The sequence below is a fragment of the Siphonobacter sp. SORGH_AS_0500 genome (assembly GCF_002838835.1).
In the GTDB taxonomy this organism is placed as follows: Bacteria; Bacteroidota; Bacteroidia; order Cytophagales; family Spirosomataceae; genus Siphonobacter.
In genome coordinates this window covers 127324-144046 of sequence record NZ_NHPP01000002.1, presented here as the reverse complement: position 1 = coordinate 144046, position 16723 = coordinate 127324, and the positions used below count along the sequence as shown (strand labels likewise).

The following is a 16723-nucleotide window of genomic DNA, read 5'->3' as shown; positions in this document are numbered from 1 at the left end:
GCTCATATCAAGCCCAATTATGATCTTAGTTTCCTTTGATTTGGCCCATCAGCATTTCGACATCTGCCAACAAGCGTTCCGCTTTTTCGCGAGCTTCGTCTACTACTTTTTTACCTTCCGTTTTTGCCAGACTTTCGGGTAAATCGCCCTGAACAACCAGATCTGAAATCAGACGCTGTAACTGCTCACGGTATTTCGAAAGACGGTATGCTAAACGGTCACGTGTATTTTCACCTGAATCGGGTGCGTATAAAATTCCTATAGAGGCCCCAACCGCGGTTCCGGCTAAAAAGCCAATTAAAGCAAGGGTTGATTTTTTCATAACATTCGCTGTAAAATTCGGATGCCTTTAAAAGTAAATCCACTCCGTTTTTGTTTTTAAAACTAGAAAACAGAAACAAAATCAGACATCCTGGACATTCAAACTGGCTTTTACTTACTGATAATCAGTACTAGGTTTCTAAATTTAGCCCTAAGGCCCCTGAAAACTAGAAATAGATTGATCAAAATCCAATTATCGATTGTCAATCAGCCCCCGACCGCTCTTACGAATAGTACCGTTTTCACGCAGTTTTGCTGATAGTGTATCCAGTACACCATTCAAAAACTGGCCGCTTCGGGGAGTGGAATAATCTTTGGCTACCTCAATAAACTCGTTGATCGTCACTTTCACCGGAATACCTGAGAAGTAAATCATTTCAGCCAGAGCCATCATCAGCAGGATACGGTCCGTCAGGGCAATCCGTTCAGAATCCCAGTTCGTAACCTGATCTACAATAAACTGCATGAAACGCTCTTCGTTATCTAAGGTATGACGAAGTAAATCTTTGAAGAAGGTAATATCATCCTCACCGCCGGGCAGTAAAGTCTGCAAACGGAGGTCGCCATCCTGGTAGGATTTAACCGTTTTCGTACTTAAGCTCCGCAGGTGTCTTTATCTTCTGACCATTGCAGGTTTTGCTCGTCGAAGATTGTTTTAATCATTTCATTCTTGAAAATCACCTGCTTCAGTAAGTGCATCACCAGCTCCGCATCCTCTTCGGGTGTGTGATGATTTTTTTCGCAATACTTCTGGAAGGTTTCGTCCTGACGTACGTCTTTGAAGAAAGGACGAATGTATTGAACCCGATCTTCTTCCGTCCACTTCAGGTTTCGGCGAATTACTTCGTTTTCGAAAGTAGTGTTCTGGCGAAGGGCCTGAATGAATTGATTATTGGCTAATACTTTCGTGTTCAGACCATCGTCAAGGTAACGACGCTCCTGGAACAACTGAGCTTCATCGGCCAACTCCAGCAATAAGAGCAATATGGTCAGATACTGATCATAGATGTGCTCGATGGAATTCGTAGCATCACGTACAAACCGTAAGCGATCCTGCTGCGTTTTCTGGCGGTAAAAATTCAGGGCTTCCGTAGCCACCTGACGGGCCATTAAGGGAAGCTCCTCTTCCGTTTCTTTCTTATTGACCGACTCTTCCAGTTGCATCAGGGCTAACTTCCGAAGGCCTTCAAAGCGTTCGGGGTCCTGGCGTTCCATGGAGTTAAGGTCGGGTTGCAGGGTTTCAACGATGAAATCCTGGGCTAGTTGGTAGTTGGAACGTTCGGCCTGATGGATCGCATAAAGCGTTTGCATGGCCTTGATTCGCAACGTCCTCCGATTCAGCATATTCGGTAAAAGCGATTAGTCAAAGAACTTATTTTGGGTTCGCAAAGGTACGAAATGAAGGGCAGAGTTTTGAGTTTTCAGTAGACTGTTTTCAGTTTTCAATGCGTAGAGCCACCGATTTATCGCGTCTTCTTTTGCCGTGGTTAGAGCTATTTCACAATCCTAATTTTTCTTAGCTAACTTTCTGATACAGATTCCTTTCGCCAAAAATCCTTTCTGAAAAAGGAAATTTGGCAAAGCACAAAAAAGACGTTACCAGAGCAACGTCTTCATGCTAACTCAAAACAATCAGGGACATGGGTACAGCAACCTAAAACTTTATACTCCCAACGCGAAACACTGGAAAAATAAAAGCGATGAATAGACAGCACTACAAACGAATAACCATTAACTAACTACGAAGAGAATTAATAGCCATTCCACCAATGATCCGTAGGATAGTTACTGCCAATGTGTACCAACTCCCCAATGCGGGGTGTAGTGATGGGTTGCTGAAGCTCCTGAGCTTTTTTCGTTACACGCTCAATGGGTTCTTTCCAAGGGTGCAGGGCCAGCGTAAACTTGCCCCAGTGAACGGGCATTAATACTTCGGTTTTTAAATCTTTCGCCGCCTGAGCCGTTTCTTCGGGCATCATATGAATGAGGTGCCACATGGCATTATACTGTCCGCACTCCAGTAGGGCCAGACTGAAAGGGCCATATTTCTCACCAATTTCTTTAAAGTGAGGGCCATATCCCGAGTCACCTCCCAAAAAGATCTTCTGCGTTGGTGTTTTCAACACGTAAGAATTCCAGAGTGTTTGCCCCCGTTTCAGTGCCCGCCCGGAAAAGTGTCTGCCCGGAGTAGCTGTTAACTCCAGATCATCCGAAATTTTTCCGGATTCGTACCAGTCGTATTCGGTAATAGCCTCGGGTTTTACGCCCCAGCGTTCCAGGTGCGAACCTACGCCCAGGGCCACATGAAAATGTTTGGTTCGGGAAGCCAGTTTCAGAATGGTATCGTAATCCAGGTGATCGTAATGATCGTGGGAAATGATAATGGCATCCAGCTCCGGAAAATCATCTGCTGCATACATTTCGGTGCAGGAGTAAGCCTTTGACCCAACAAACTGAAAAGGCGAAGTCCGTCCACTAAAGACGGGATCGACCAATAGATTTTTTCCATTGATACGAAGAAAATAGGACGAGTGACCAAACCAGACCAATACGGGTTCTGCCCCGGTTAAAGTTTTTAAATTGGTTTTTACGGATGGCAAAGGTCGTTCCGGCTCTCGACCTTCCGATGGTTTCAGGTATGCCTGAAGAAGTTTGAACCAGGAAGATTCCGGGTTCATCATCGGCGTTTCGAGCGGATAGGCAAAGGTGCCGTTTTTGTATTGCGGAGAGTGTTGAATTCGCTCCAGTCGGGCACCCGAAGCCGTTCCACCAAAGGTGGGTAGCTGCAACACCAACACCGTTACCAGACCTAAAATCACAAGAATACTCAGCAGAATAATCATGCCTTTTTTTACTTTTTTCATGGGGGATAAGCGAAAGTCCAATACTTTCAAAATCAGGTAATTCTCAATTCGCTAAAGTAGTTCCCGCTGACAAACGATGAGCCGCCGCCATGCGTTGAGCAATAACGCTAACGACGATCAGTTGCAGGGCATGATAGAGCATTAACGGTAATAATATAATACCCAGAGCAGCACTATTCGTAAAGAGTACTTTTGACATGACTGTCCCATGAACCAGTGATTTTTTAGATCCGCAAAAAACAGCCGTAATCCGATCTTCCCGGTTGAAACCGAGCAAATTACATACGCCCGTAATAATGAAGTAACCGGTAAAGAACATGGCTAACATTCCAGCTCCAAGCATTAGTAGGTCGCCCCAGCTTAAGTTACTGAACAGGTGCTGATCGAACGATTCACTAAAAGCCGTATAGACAATAATTAAAATAATCGTCTGGTCAAAATAACGAAGAAACTTCTTCTTGCTTTCGGCCCAGGCTCCGCCGTATTTATTCAGCAAAATCCCCAAAACAACGGGTAATAACACCTGCAAGACCAGTTTTCCCATAATGTCGCTCAGGTGGCTTTCGCCGCCTTCCGCCGAGGTGTTCACTATCTGCATCCATATGGGCGTAATGAATACGCCCATAATACTGGAAATACTCGCATTGAAAATGGCCGCCGGAATGTTTCCCTCTGCAATGGAAACCATCACAACCGAAGACGAAACCGTAGAAGGCAAGGTTGATAGGAAAAATACACCCATCCACACCATTTGATTATCGGCGTTTTCGAATAAGGTTTTGGCGATTAACACTAGCACTGGGAAAAGAACGAACGTACTCACATGAACGACGATGTGTAACCGCCAGTTGGTCAGCCCCGCCTTGAGTTTCTCCTTACTCAGACGCAGGCCGTAAAAAAAGAAAATCAACGAAACGCCGTAATTAGCCAGAGTAGACAATGAAAAGGGTCCTTCGCCCAGTCCGCCTTCGGGCCAGAGATACGCCAGGCCAATCATGCCCAGTAAAGCCAGAATGAAGCCATCGAGGCCAATCTTACTGAGGATTTTCAATGGATTAAATGAACGGGAGGATGAAGATAGAGTAGACATAATAAAGCAGTTAGTGGGATAATTTTCGCATCGGTATTTTTAAATAAGATCGTACCGATCCATTAGACCTTTCATAATCAGACGCCAATTACGTGGGTAGGTAACAATTTCTTGGCCATAAATCTGAAAAATAAAAAGCAGGATGCTGAAACCTTCACCGATGAAGAATCGGCGAGCCAAGCCAAGCCCCTTCTCTCTGGAGACAGCTTGAGGTATAAACTAACTCTCCCATCTGTCATCTCGAACGAAGTGAGAGACCTTCTGAAGGCATGGGACGGATTCAAGGAGAGACTGATTAATTCCCAACGAGAAAGTGTTATCCAATACTACTATAAGGTTCTTATGTTTTGAATGAAAGTGGAGGATTGTGGGGAGTACCTCATCTTTTTATTAGACCGCTGGTCATCCTCACAGTCGCTCGGCCAGAGCCGAGTGACTGCAAGAAAATGCGAGGGACAAATCCATAGACTTCAGCCCAACCGATGCCAGCTTTTTCGCTGGCATCATTCATCTAACATCCAATTGTTGATACCCAACCCCACAGTCTCAGCTCTAGCCAAATAACGCTGTAGTTGTGCAGGCTTCTGCCCGATGTGTACAAGCCTGTTTTGAAGGCGATAAAGATGTCTTATTACTACCTAAGGGTTCGCATTCTACCGGCCAGAGGCCTACAGCTAATTGGTCCCTCGGCCAGAGCCGAGGGACGGCGGGAATAGCAAGGGCCTTCACTGGATGAAAGGCTTGAGGATAATGGCAGGCAGGAACCTGCCATTAGTGTAGGAACGAGAATGGCGTTAGTCCAAGACAGTGTCTTGGACTAACGCCATTCAACCTCAATTTTATTTAAAATGTCCTTTCAGACCGTCGCTTACATTTCCGTTAATAAACCCCGACGACGCAACAGCGGTTTGATGTCAGGTTCGGCTCCACGGAAGTTTTTGTAGAGCTTCATGGGTTCGTCAGTACCCCCACGTTCGAGAACATTCTTACGGAACGATTCCGCCGATTTTTTATCGAATAATCCTTTTTGTTTGAACACTTCAAAGGCATCCGCATCCAGCACTGCCGACCAGATATAGCTGTAATAACCAGCCGAATACCCCCCAGAGAAGGAGTGCTGAAAATACGTACTACGGTAACGGGGAGGAATCTGCTCGATCAGGCCGATTTTATTCATGGTCTCTTTCTCAAACGTCAAAACATCACTAGGCGTCTGACCAGGAGCCAGCGTGTGGTACGCCATATCCAGAATTGAAGCTGCCAGGTATTCGGACGTCAGGAAGCCCTGATTGAACAATCCACTTTTTTTCAATTTTTCTACCAGAGCTTCTGGAATGACTTCACCCGTTTGGTAATGTTTTGCGTAGAGTTTTAGCATTTCGGGTTCCGTCGCCCAGTTTTCCATGATTTGAGAAGGTAACTCCACAAAGTCACGGGGCACCGATGTTCCAGACAAACTACCGTAATTCACATTCGAAAGTAAGCCGTGCAACGCATGCCCAAACTCGTGGAAGAACGTGGTCGTTTCGTCCATACTCAGTAAAGCCGGTGCATTACCTACGGGCTTCGAAAAGTTACAAACAATGGAAACGACAGGAGCGATAAACTTGCCGTTTTTCACTTCTTGCTTGCGGTAACTTGTCATCCAGGCACCGCCACGTTTGCTGGCCCGTGGGAAGAAGTCCATGTAAATAATACCCACGTGTTTGCCATTGGCTTCTTTTACTTCATACGCCATCGCTTCGGGATGATACACCGGAATCTCAGGGCGAGCCTCAAATTTCAGTCCGTACAAGCGTTCTGAAAGCGTAAAAATGCCCTGCTTCACATTTTCCAGTGAGAAGTAAGGCCGCAGTTCTTCTTCGTCGAGGTTATACTTTTCCTTACGGAGTTTCTCGGCGTAATACCGCCAGTCCCAGCCCGCGAGTTTTTCGTTTTTACCTTCTTTGTCCATCATAGCCTGCAAATCAGTGGCTTCTTTCTTCGTTACCGGAACCGTAGCCGACCATAACTGACTCAGCAGCTCATTTACCTTCGCGGGCGTTTTCGCCATGCTTTCTTCCAGCACATAAGCCGCGTGGTTTTCGTAACCCAGTAGCTTTGCCCGTTCTGCCCGCAGAGCTACGATTTTCTTAATGTTCTCCTTGTTATCGCGAGCATCATCATGATTGGCCCGTTCGATATAAGCCTTGAAGATTTTCTCACGAAGTTCCCGGTTATCAGCGTATTGCAGGAAAGGCATCACGCTAGGATTTTGCAGCGTAAAGACCCATTTACCCGCCAGCATACGCTTTTTAGCTTCCTCAGCTGCGGAAGCAACTAGTGAGGATGGTAATCCGCTTAAATCAGATTCTTTGTCGATGACCAGTGCAAAAGCATTGTTTTCGCCCAATAGATTCTGACCGTATTTGAGCGTTAAAAGCGATTGTTCCTGATTAATCTCCCGCAAACGAGCCTGTTTTTCGGGGGATAAAGCAGCTCCGCTTCTGACGAAATTCTTGTACGTTTTTTCAAGTAAAGTCAGTTGCTCAGTGGTCAGTTTCAGAGACTGACGTTTGTCGTAAATGGCTTTGACACGTTTGAATAAATCGGCATTGAGCTGAATATCATCGTGGTGTTTCGATAATTTGGGAGCCAGTTTCTGAGCAATTTTCTGGATTTCATCACTCGTATTAGCCGAGTTCAGGTTATAGAAAGCGGTACTAACCCGATCCAGAATATCGCCGCTGTTATCCAGAACGACAATCGTATTTTCAAACGTTGGCATATCCCGGCGACGCAGCATATTCTGAATCTGGCCGGTCTGCTGACGTATACCTTCTTCAAAAGCAGGTTCAAAATGCTCCGTCCGAATTTTGTCAAACGGTGGTACTCCGAACGGAGTCGTATAGGTAGCTAAAAAGGGATTGTCTGTGGCGGGACGAGGCTGCCCAAAAGCCAGCGATGCAGTGACCATTAGCGGTAACAGGAGTTTCATTCGTAAGCTTTGTTGATGCTGAAAAAGAAGCAAGGTACACTTGAAAGTTTGCTCTGGCAAAAAAGACCCGGGGCAGTCCCAGGGTCTAATGGGTTACTTCAATCCTTTTTCAATGCTGGTCATCAGCGTGCGGGCGGGCAAATCGTGGTTATACTCCCAGAACATAATTCCCGCCATGCCCTGATCTTTGATGTATTTTGTTTTGTACTTGAGCGACTCTTCATCAGCATACGACAGGAAGGATTTCTCTTTTTCATTCCAGAGGTAAGGCACCTTGGCGGCATCGTCCCAGTACCTTTTCCAGCCGTTTTTATTGATGTATTTATCCATCAGCTCGGTGTAACTGATGAAGGAATGCTTGGTATTTTCCGTCTTCTGAAATAAGCCCTGATTAGCCGGATTCACGTTCGTCCAGCCGCGACCATAAAACGGAACGCCCAGAACAATTTTGTTGATTGGAACCCCCGCTTGCACGTGCCCTTTCACGGCATCATCCGAACTGTTCCGCGAACGATCGCTCGATTTAGATTGATACAAAGGACTGTGATGGCCCGTTACAACGTCATTACCGTGATACAAATCATACGTCATGATATTTACGTAATCGAGATATTTGGCGGCATTACCCAGTTCAGTGTGATTGACAAAAGCCGTGTCGCCACCCGTGGCTGAAGTCAACAGGTAATGATTTGCGTTTAGTCGCTTATCCTTTTTGCCCTGCTCATCCAGTTGCTCGCGTAAGGTTTTCAGTAATAAGGTATAATTCTGCTTGTCTTCGGGTCGGAAAATGTTACCTGCTCCAATCTGATCAGGGTATTCCCAGTCAATGTCCACGCCATCCAGGTGATGCGTATTTAATAAGTCCAGACAACTCTTGGCGAATTTCTGGCGAGCTACTTCATTCAGGGATACATCTGAAAAGTATTTACAACCACCCCAACCGCCAATCGAAATCAGGATTTTCAGGTCTTTATTTATCTTCTTCAATCCCGTTAGCGTGGTGAGGGTTTTGATGGATTGCTTGTCTAAATGAGCCAACACTCCCTGCTCGTTAGGAACGGCAAAAGCGAAGTTAATATGGGTCATTCGCTTGGCATCGGCTTCGAGGCCTTCTTTCGTCCAGCCGCCTCCGGTTACATAACCAATGACTACATATTTTCTACTTTGAGCGAAAGTAGTCAGGCTCAGGCATGCGATCAGTATGCTGACTATTAGTTTTTTAGGCATAGTTGTTAAGTATGAAATGTCAATCAAAAACTAAAAATACAAATCCCTGATGACTAGCAGTCTGAGTTATTAATTTTTTTTATAAATCATTGTCTAACACCATTTTTAGTAGAAACGCGACTTCATCGCATCTGGAGTATAGGCGACTTTCTGATTTGTTGACGAGTATACGTTTAATTCAGAGACGAGTACGGTTACCATTCAACTGAATATCATCCTCTGACTAGACGCGATGAAGTCGCGTTTAACAAACAAAAAGCGGCTGGTGAGGACACCAGCCGCCGTATACCTATTCCTTTAACGGATTATTTCTTCCGAAAAATGCTCAGGATTTTATCGATAACAAAACCCAGGATTACCCCACCAACGGCACAAACCAGAGCTTTGGCAATCCAGGCCAAAGCAGCTCCGGGAATGGCATGTTCGAAATGTTCCAGAGCATGGTGCAGGAATGGAACACCGTGTACGATGATCTCAGCCCCTACCCAAAGCATGGCTACAGTACCGATGTAACCCAGAGCCGTTAATAACTTAGGCATGGCTTTCACCAGTCCACGACCAAATTTCTGAATGGAAGCCGGACGATTCGGGCCGGCCAGGTTAACCCCCACGTCATCCATTTTCACGATCACCCCTACCGCACCGTACACCCCTACGGTGATCACCACCGCCACGATTAACATGACAATGATCTGGTTAAACAGCGGCTGACCCGTCACCGTACCAAAGGTAATCACCATAATTTCAGCCGACAGAATCAGGTCCGTGCGAACGGCACTGTCTACACGGACTTTCTCCAGTTCTTCTGGAGTTATAGCTTTAATATCCTCATCCGACTCGTCGTGACCTTCGTGTTTGCTGAACATCGAGTGTACTTTTTCGTACCCTTCGAAACACAGGTACGCTCCCCCCACCATCAAAATGTAAGGAATAACCCAGGAAACGTAGAAGCCCAGTAGTAACACGACGGGCGTCAACAGGAAAACTTTATTAATCAGCGATTTCTTGGCAATCTTGAAGATGATCGCAAGCTCACGCGAAGGGTCTAGACCAACCACGTACTTAGGAGTTACAGCGGTATCGTCGATCACTACGCCCGAAACTTTACTGGTAGTTTTGGCAACCTGAGTAGGAACGTCGTCCAAACTTGCCGCACTGGCTTTCACCAGAGCTGCCACGTCATCTAAAAGAGCTAAAAGGCCCGAAGCCATTGTTTGTTGTTTGTTTTGGTAAAATATATTGTGTTGAAAATGATTGTTCCATCTGTATGAGTGAGAACGGGGACGAAGATACAAGTTCCCCTGAGCAATCAATGAACTTTACTAGATGGATGGTAACAGGACTGGACCAAACTGGTTCTTTTAACGATGAGATTTGGGTTTTGCTGTTTCCAGCCATCCATTTCGCTCTCCTAACGTTCTTTCTACGTCGGTCATAGAAAACCCCGTTAATCCGTCCAGGAAAACAAAATAAATGGATTGTATCATCTATCTGTAGGAATGATTGCGATTCAAGAAATCAGTAATCGATAAAAACGAATAAGGCATAGCTCATACTTGGTCGGATGCAAATCGAATTCAACTTAAAGATTTACAATCCGATAGAATGTAATCATACATCGCTGAGCTAATGAAGCGACGTTTGCTCAGCGATGGGTTTCTTTTTACCTATAAACTTACTGAGGTTTTTAAGCTTCAAGGCTGGTTTCTCAATCCAATGCCAGGATAAATAGGCAAACACTGCTGATACCAGAAGGCTTGAGATAATCAAGGTATTAGCACCGGGTTTGAAGAAGTAAACGAGTGTCTGCTGCACCGGGAAACCGTAAATATAGAGTCCGTACGAAAGGTCGCCTATGTATTTAGTAATGGTACTAACTCCCTTTACCGGGATTAAACTGGCACATAAGACGATGAGTGGTAGCATACTAACGCTCGCATACAAAAAGCCCGGACGGCTTGTCATGTAAATAAATACACTCAACGAAACGAGAAGAATTCCAGTTAGATAAGCAATGGGTAATCGTTCCAATCCTAATACGGCTAGTAACGATCCAGCGGCGAAATAAACGCCTAATTCAATTAAATACCAGTCAAGAATTGGGTAATTCCATTTCTGAATTTCTTCAAAATTTACGGTATCAAGTTTAGCTAAAATCAGGTAGATAACTGCCAGAATTGGAATAAGAAGGTTCCGTTTATTTTTAATAAAAAAGAATGCAGATACGGCGATGTACATCGTAAACTCAAACGCAATTGTCCATAAAGAACCGTTAATAGCGAATGGGTGAGGGTTGTGTTCGAAGATACCTGGAATCGCGTATTGAATCCGATAAAGGCCCAGATTATTTGTAAAATAAGTTTTCACGGCCTCATTCTTCCAGTAAGGTATCTCACCCTTGTAGACGAGTGGCCCTAATGCAATTGTCAGTGTAAGCACTACGATCAAGGCGGGATAAAGCCGCAAAACACGCTTCCAGTAGAAATCCAGCAGGTTTCGGGATCTCTGTAAACTTTGAAAAATCAGATAACCGCTAATGACAAAAAATCCTCTTACGGCAATCCAGGAAAAGGAATATTGCCCGTGAGACATCTTGCAAAGCCAGTCGCATTCCTGAGACGCTGTCAGTGGATACGCGTGAGTAATAATTACGCCTGCAGCAAAGACTAAGCGAAGAAAGTCAAAATTATTTTTTCTAGAATTTTCTATGACTGAAATACTTTTAGTTCGCGAAAAGCGAAATTAAACTAAAAATCTGATTTCTATTTCTTCGATTTTTATGTTTGAATTATTGATAATTAAAAAGTAACATTATTCAATAAATTTCTTCCAGTAATCGTCTATAATTTATTTCTCCTTTCTGGAGTATAGCACTTATTTCAAAATTCTTCTAAAAAGGTCATTTGCTATATCGTTCATCTCCAATTTGCCAAGAATGATTTGCCGCCCTTTCTCAAAGCTGGCCTTTCCTTGAAAAAGAATGATCTGTTTAGCATATGCATTGTGTCCTCTTAACTCCATTTAAGCGAAGCAAATCCTGAGTATATATGAGTATATAGTTGAAATGGATAGCAGAAAATAAATTGCCATAAATCATTCCATAACTCTTTGATTATGAGATACAAAACATTCAATAATTATTATAAAAAATAGTCTTTCACAAATAAACCAGACTTCACGAACTTTGTAGCCGCAATGTGTGACTGGAACGATGACTGATTCTGAAATACCTTATACGCCCTCGTGGCTGCGTAGTTTGTTACTGGGACTATCCCAGATTTTTGCCTGGGGCGGTTCTTTTTTCCTGATGGCCGTCCTCATCGGACCCGTTACCAAAGAAACAGGCTGGCCTTCTTCCTGGGTATACGGCTCTCTTTCGTTAAGCATCTTTATATCGGGACTATTAGCCCCAAGCGTGGGTCGACAAATTGCCCGTCAACGTGGCAAAGCTATTTTGATGCATAGCGGCTGGGTCATTGGATCAGGGTTAGTTGTGGTTGGTTTGGCTCCGGTCTTACCCTTGTTCATACTAGGCTGGTGTCTGATTGGTGTGGGTATGTCGATGGGTTTATACGATGCCCTTTTTGCAACGTTAGGACAACAGCATGGACTGGAAGCGAAAAAAATCATCACCCATATTACCCTTATTTCTGGTTTTGCGACGACTATTACCTGGCCAAGCCTAGCCTGGTTAATTGAACAGTTCGGCTGGCGACATACTTGTACAGGTTATGCCGTCTTTCTGAGTGCCATTCTCCCAATTTTGTATCATTGGGGTTGCAGAGGGCAAACCATCCCTCAAACCATTCAGACTCAGCATCACGCTTCGTCTTCAGGTTTATCGACTGAAAACCAGCTTATGTTTCGCTGGGTGGTCATTAACTTCATGATTGCGGCAGTACTCATGACGGCCATTTCCGTTCAACTTCTATCCATTTTACAGGCCAAAGGATTAACCCTTAAGGCAGCCATTCAGCTAGGGGCCTTGATTGGTCCCTGTCAGGTTGGCGTACGATTGCTGGATTTGATGGGTCCCAAAAAACATCCAATCTGGAGTGCCCTGATTTCATCCATTCTGGTTTTAGTCGGATTACTACTGTTAGGTTTGGACGTGAGTCTGGCGACGATTGGCGTGGTTTTATATAGTTTAGGAAATGGTATTCGCTCCATTCTGAGGGGAACCTTACCGCTGGAGCTATTTGGCCCGGAATCCTTTGCGGTTGTACTGGGTCGATTGGCTCGTCCGGCTCTCATTGCTCAGGCCCTTACGCCCTTACTTGGAGGTTATCTTGTGCAACACGGCGGGCCTCTAACTTTACTGGCCGTTTTAGCTGCTTTAGCCTTTTTAAATATCGGCGTTACCGTTGCCATCAAACAGCAAATGACGCCACGGCTCTCGCATTAACCCTGAATGTATGAAAATCACTGCTTTATCTGAAGGTCCGTTTTCCGTTGATTTTAGTAAAGTATTTACGCCCGTCGAGCTGGATACGTACGTTCCAGAACATCACCTCGCCGGAACCACGCTGTTATCGGTACATCCGTTTCTAGTCGTTACTTCGGAAGAGGTCATACTACTGGATACAGGGTTGGGGTTGAGTGAAGGCCATGAACTTCAATTGTATCGTTCCCTTCGCCAGGAAGGACTTGAGCCCACTCAGGTAACGAAAGTATTTCTATCCCATTTGCATAAAGATCATACGGGCGGCGTGGGCACCATTCAGGCAAACGGGACGTTTCAGTTTAACTTTCCTAATGCCATTTATTACGTTCAGGAACGGGAGTTAACCTTTGCCCTGGCTCAAAAGGATAACCCCTCGTATCATCCCGCTACACTTCAGGCTTTAGCTCTACATCCCAATGTTCATTTTCTGAATGAAGAGGAAGGGGCATTAACTCCAGATATTTCCTTTCAGGTTACGGGCGGGCATACGCCTTACCACCAGACGTTGACCATCACCCATGATGGAAAAAGGTATTTCTACGGAGCGGATGTATTACCCCAGAAAAGTTACATCCAGCAAAATTTCGCCTATAAAAACGATTATGACGGTAAACGAGCCAGAGCCTTTCGGAAAGAATATGCTGAACAGGGTCAGGACTGGATTTTCCTGCTTTGTCACGCCTTGAGGAAACCCATGGTTTCCTACCCGGATTTAATGAAAAAGTAAAAGGCCTTCTTTGGTAGTAACCTTGGTTACGCTTTCATCCGATCTTTCAACTGCAAATGCTGAAGTAACAAAACGGTTTTGGCGTCTTTGATCTCACCCGTTTCAATCATCTTCAAAGCTTGAGGGAAAGGAAGTTCCAACACCTGAATGTCTTCCTCTGCCTCCACTCCTCCTCCTTCATTCATTTTGTGGGCTTCCTGATATTCGGCGATAAAAAAATACAGAATTTCGGTAACTGACCCCGGGCTCATGTACAGCTCAAATACTCGTTCGGGTTTAGTAATGCGATACCCTGTTTCTTCCTCGGTTTCCCGTCGAATGCAATCTTCAGGGCTATCAGCGTCCAGTAATCCGGCACAGGCTTCAATCAGCATGCCATCCTTATTCCCATTGACGTACGTCGCATACGAAATTGCCGGGTTAGAATTACTGTATTTTTTTCTCCATTGTAAAGCAGAATGACCGCCCCGTTTCCTCGGTCATAGCATTCTCGCGACTGTCGCTGACTCGACCCATCTTTCCTGATATAATCGAAAGTAACTTTGCGAAGCGTATACCAATGATCCGAAAGTACTTCTGTGCTTACGATTTGAACCGTATTCATAAATGTTCATTTTTGTTAGTTGATTATTATTTATTCGCAATATTCGATCATTTTTGATCAAAATAAAATATTAACTATCAAAAATAACAATAAATGATCAATAATAATCAAAAATGAGCATTACCAGACATAGACAAATTCTGGCGTTTTTGGCTGACGGTGACGAGCGAAGCGTAAGCTTTCTAGCCGAGCAGTTGGATACCTCCGAAATAACCATTCGCCGGGATTTGAATACCTTGGCGGAACAAGGCAAACTAATTCGCACCCACGGCGGAGCGATGCGTAATGAGCTTCCCTTTATTCCTTTCGTACAAAAAGCCTCCATTCAGACGCAGGCCAAGAGGCAGATTGGACAGCGGGCGGCTTCATTAGTAGAAGAAAATGACGTACTTTTTCTGGACTGTGGGAGCACCGTGCTAGCCATGGCTCAGCATTTGAAAACCTTCCGAAATCTTAAAATCATTACGAATTCATTGCCTCTGATTTGGGAGCTGCGAGAAGCTCCTCATCTGTCTATTAATCTCATCGGCGGTGAACTGGATCTTAATCGTCAAGCCGTACATGGATCCGTTGCTCTTGAACACGTTGCCCGGTATCACGCGACGAAGGCGTTTGTGGGCGTAGATGGTATTTCGCTAAAAAACGGGTTAACGGCCCGCAGCGAAACGGAAGCGTCCTTTACCAACGCTCTACTGACCCATGCGAAAGAGCGTTTTCTACTGGCTGATTCTGAAAAATTTGAGAATGATAGTTACCTGAAATTTGCTCCACTCACGGCTATTCACCACATCATTACCAATGCCGGGCTGGATCAGAAACTGATCCAACAGTATCAGGAAGCGGGTTGCCACTGGATTGAAGCCTAACCCGTAGAGACACGGCTTCATCGCGTCTGGGGAGAGGCTTTTTTTATTACTAGTCTGCACCATGGTTGGTGAGACACTAGGCATGGCGGGGAAGCCAGACGCGACTCCATCACGTCTCTACGATAAGGATATAAAAAAAGCGTCAGACTTTCCGTCCGACGCTTTCCTGATTCGTTGGAAAACTAGATTTCGATCTTTCCAACCATATTCTCTGGTTTCACCCACTCGTCGAATTCTTCAGAAGTCAGGTAACCTAAAGCAATGGCCGTTTCTTTCAGCGTAGAGCCGTTTTTGTGAGCGGTCTGAGCGATTTCGGCAGCTTTGTAATAACCAATTTTCGTATTCAATGCCGTGACCAGCATCAGGGAGTTGTTCACGTGCTTTCTGATATTTTCCGTCAGAGGCTCGATCCCTACCGCACATTTGTCGTTGAAGGCCACGCAAACGTCACCAATCAGACGAGCCGAGTGCAGGAAGTTGTAGATCATAACGGGCTTGAACACGTTCAGTTCAAAGTGACCATTCGAGCCACCAATGTTAATGGCCACGTCATTACCTAAAACCTGAGCGGCTACCATCGTCATCGCTTCGCACTGAGTAGGGTTTACCTTACCGGGCATAATCGAGCTGCCGGGTTCGTTATCAGGAATGAAGATTTCACCGATACCCGCCCGTGGGCCAGACGATAACATTCGAATATCATTACCGATTTTCATCAGACTAACCGCTACCGTTTTCAACGCTCCGTGAGCTTCCACAATAGCATCGTGAGCCGCCAGTGCTTCAAATTTGTTTTCAGCCGTTACAAAAGGTAAGCCCGTCAGGTCAGCGATGTGCTTCGCTACCAGCTCCGAGTAACCTTCTGGGGTATTGATACCCGTTCCTACTGCCGTTCCACCTAATGCCAGTTCCGATAAATGCTCCAGCGTATTTTTGATGGCTTTCAAGCCGTGGTTCAGTTGAGAAACATACCCTGAAAACTCCTGACCGAGCGTCAGAGGAGTAGCATCCATGAAGTGCGTACGACCAATCTTCACTACGTTTTTGAACGCTTCTGCTTTCGCCTGTAACGTATCCCGCAGTTTTTCGATACCGGGAATCGTGATTTCGATCAGGATTTTGTAGGCCGCAATGTGCATGGCCGTTGGGAAAGTATCGTTCGATGATTGTGACTTGTTCACGTCATCATTTGGGTGAACGAATTTCTGTTTGTCTCCCAGATCACCCCCGTTAATCACGTGAGCACGGTAAGCTACTACCTCGTTCACGTTCATGTTGGACTGCGTACCTGAACCCGTTTGCCAAACCACCAGTGGGAACTGATCGTCGAGTTTACGATCCAGAATTTCGTCACAAACCTGAGCAATTAGATTTTTCTTATCTTCAGCCAGAACGCCCAATTCGAAGTTAGTAATAGCCGCCGCTTTTTTCAGGTAAGCAAATGCCGCAATGATTTCTTTGGGCATTTTATTGATATCCTGAGCAATGGGAAAGTTCAGGATTGAACGTTGGGTTTGAGCTCCCCAGTACACATGAGCGGGCACTTGCACTTCGCCCATGGTGTCTTTCTCAATACGGTATTCCATGATTTGTCTGTTAACAG

At 45.1% G+C, this 16723-nt stretch carries 14 protein-coding genes; 3 read left to right on the top strand and 11 right to left on the bottom strand.

The window, feature by feature from the left end:
- Positions 1–25: 25 nt before the first annotated feature.
- From BWI96_RS02710 to BWI96_RS02665, 9 genes are all read right to left on the bottom strand, one after another.
- The gene (locus BWI96_RS02710; RefSeq protein ID WP_106635159.1) at positions 26–322 is read right to left on the bottom strand and encodes a YtxH domain-containing protein; all 297 of its coding nucleotides are present in this window, start codon (positions 320–322) and stop codon (positions 26–28) included.
- 192 nt (positions 323–514) lie between these two features.
- Positions 515–874, bottom strand: coding sequence for a transcription antitermination factor NusB (nusB, locus tag BWI96_RS02705; RefSeq protein WP_106635158.1), 360 nt, complete (start codon positions 872–874; stop codon positions 515–517).
- Between the two features lie 41 nt (positions 875–915).
- A complete protein-coding gene (locus tag BWI96_RS02700; protein WP_232793548.1) occupies positions 916–1632 on the bottom strand; it encodes a hypothetical protein in 717 nt (238 codons plus the stop codon).
- A 440-nt stretch (positions 1633–2072) separates the two neighbouring features.
- Entirely contained in the window at positions 2073–3185 is a 1113-nt protein-coding gene (locus BWI96_RS02695; RefSeq protein WP_106635156.1) for an MBL fold metallo-hydrolase, read from the bottom strand.
- A gap of 43 nt (positions 3186–3228) precedes the next feature.
- On the bottom strand, positions 3229–4275 hold the full coding sequence (locus BWI96_RS02690) for a bile acid:sodium symporter family protein (RefSeq protein WP_106635155.1): 1047 nt from the start codon (positions 4273–4275) through the stop codon (positions 3229–3231).
- Between the two features lie 868 nt (positions 4276–5143).
- Complete coding sequence (locus tag BWI96_RS02680) at positions 5144–7252, bottom strand: M3 family metallopeptidase (RefSeq protein WP_106635153.1); 2109 nt, start codon at positions 7250–7252, stop codon at positions 5144–5146.
- 93 nt (positions 7253–7345) lie between these two features.
- Entirely contained in the window at positions 7346–8479 is a 1134-nt protein-coding gene (locus BWI96_RS02675; RefSeq protein ID WP_106635152.1) for a glycoside hydrolase family 18 protein, read from the bottom strand.
- A 305-nt stretch (positions 8480–8784) separates the two neighbouring features.
- Positions 8785–9690 (bottom strand): DUF808 domain-containing protein, encoded by a 906-nt coding sequence (locus BWI96_RS02670; protein ID WP_106635151.1) that lies wholly within the window; start codon positions 9688–9690, stop codon positions 8785–8787.
- Positions 9691–10105: 415 nt separating this feature from the next.
- The gene (locus tag BWI96_RS02665; protein ID WP_255400559.1) at positions 10106–11188 is read right to left on the bottom strand and encodes an acyltransferase; all 1083 of its coding nucleotides are present in this window, start codon (positions 11186–11188) and stop codon (positions 10106–10108) included.
- Positions 11189–11690: 502 nt separating this feature from the next.
- Between BWI96_RS02665 and BWI96_RS02660 the strand changes: the two genes are divergently transcribed.
- Together BWI96_RS02660 and BWI96_RS02655 are read left to right on the top strand one after the other, a co-directional pair.
- Positions 11691–12884, top strand: a complete 1194-nt coding sequence (locus tag BWI96_RS02660; RefSeq protein WP_106635149.1) for an MFS transporter — start codon at positions 11691–11693, stop codon at positions 12882–12884.
- Between the two features lie 10 nt (positions 12885–12894).
- On the top strand, positions 12895–13650 hold the full coding sequence (locus BWI96_RS02655) for an MBL fold metallo-hydrolase (protein ID WP_106635148.1): 756 nt from the start codon (positions 12895–12897) through the stop codon (positions 13648–13650).
- Positions 13651–13676: 26 nt separating this feature from the next.
- Here the strand turns inward: BWI96_RS02655 and BWI96_RS23115 are convergent, their stop codons facing one another.
- The gene (locus BWI96_RS23115) at positions 13677–14024 is read right to left on the bottom strand and encodes an NUDIX domain-containing protein (protein ID WP_369804054.1); all 348 of its coding nucleotides are present in this window, start codon (positions 14022–14024) and stop codon (positions 13677–13679) included.
- 343 nt (positions 14025–14367) lie between these two features.
- Between BWI96_RS23115 and BWI96_RS02645 the strand changes: the two genes are divergently transcribed.
- Positions 14368–15120: a DeoR/GlpR family DNA-binding transcription regulator gene (locus BWI96_RS02645; protein WP_106635147.1), complete on the top strand. Its 753-nt coding sequence runs from the start codon at positions 14368–14370 to the stop codon at positions 15118–15120.
- Positions 15121–15302: 182 nt separating this feature from the next.
- Here BWI96_RS02645 and fumC read toward each other — a convergent pair whose 3' ends face one another.
- A complete protein-coding gene (gene fumC / locus BWI96_RS02640) occupies positions 15303–16706 on the bottom strand; it encodes a class II fumarate hydratase (protein WP_106635146.1) in 1404 nt (467 codons plus the stop codon).
- Positions 16707–16723: the final 17 nt, after the last annotated feature.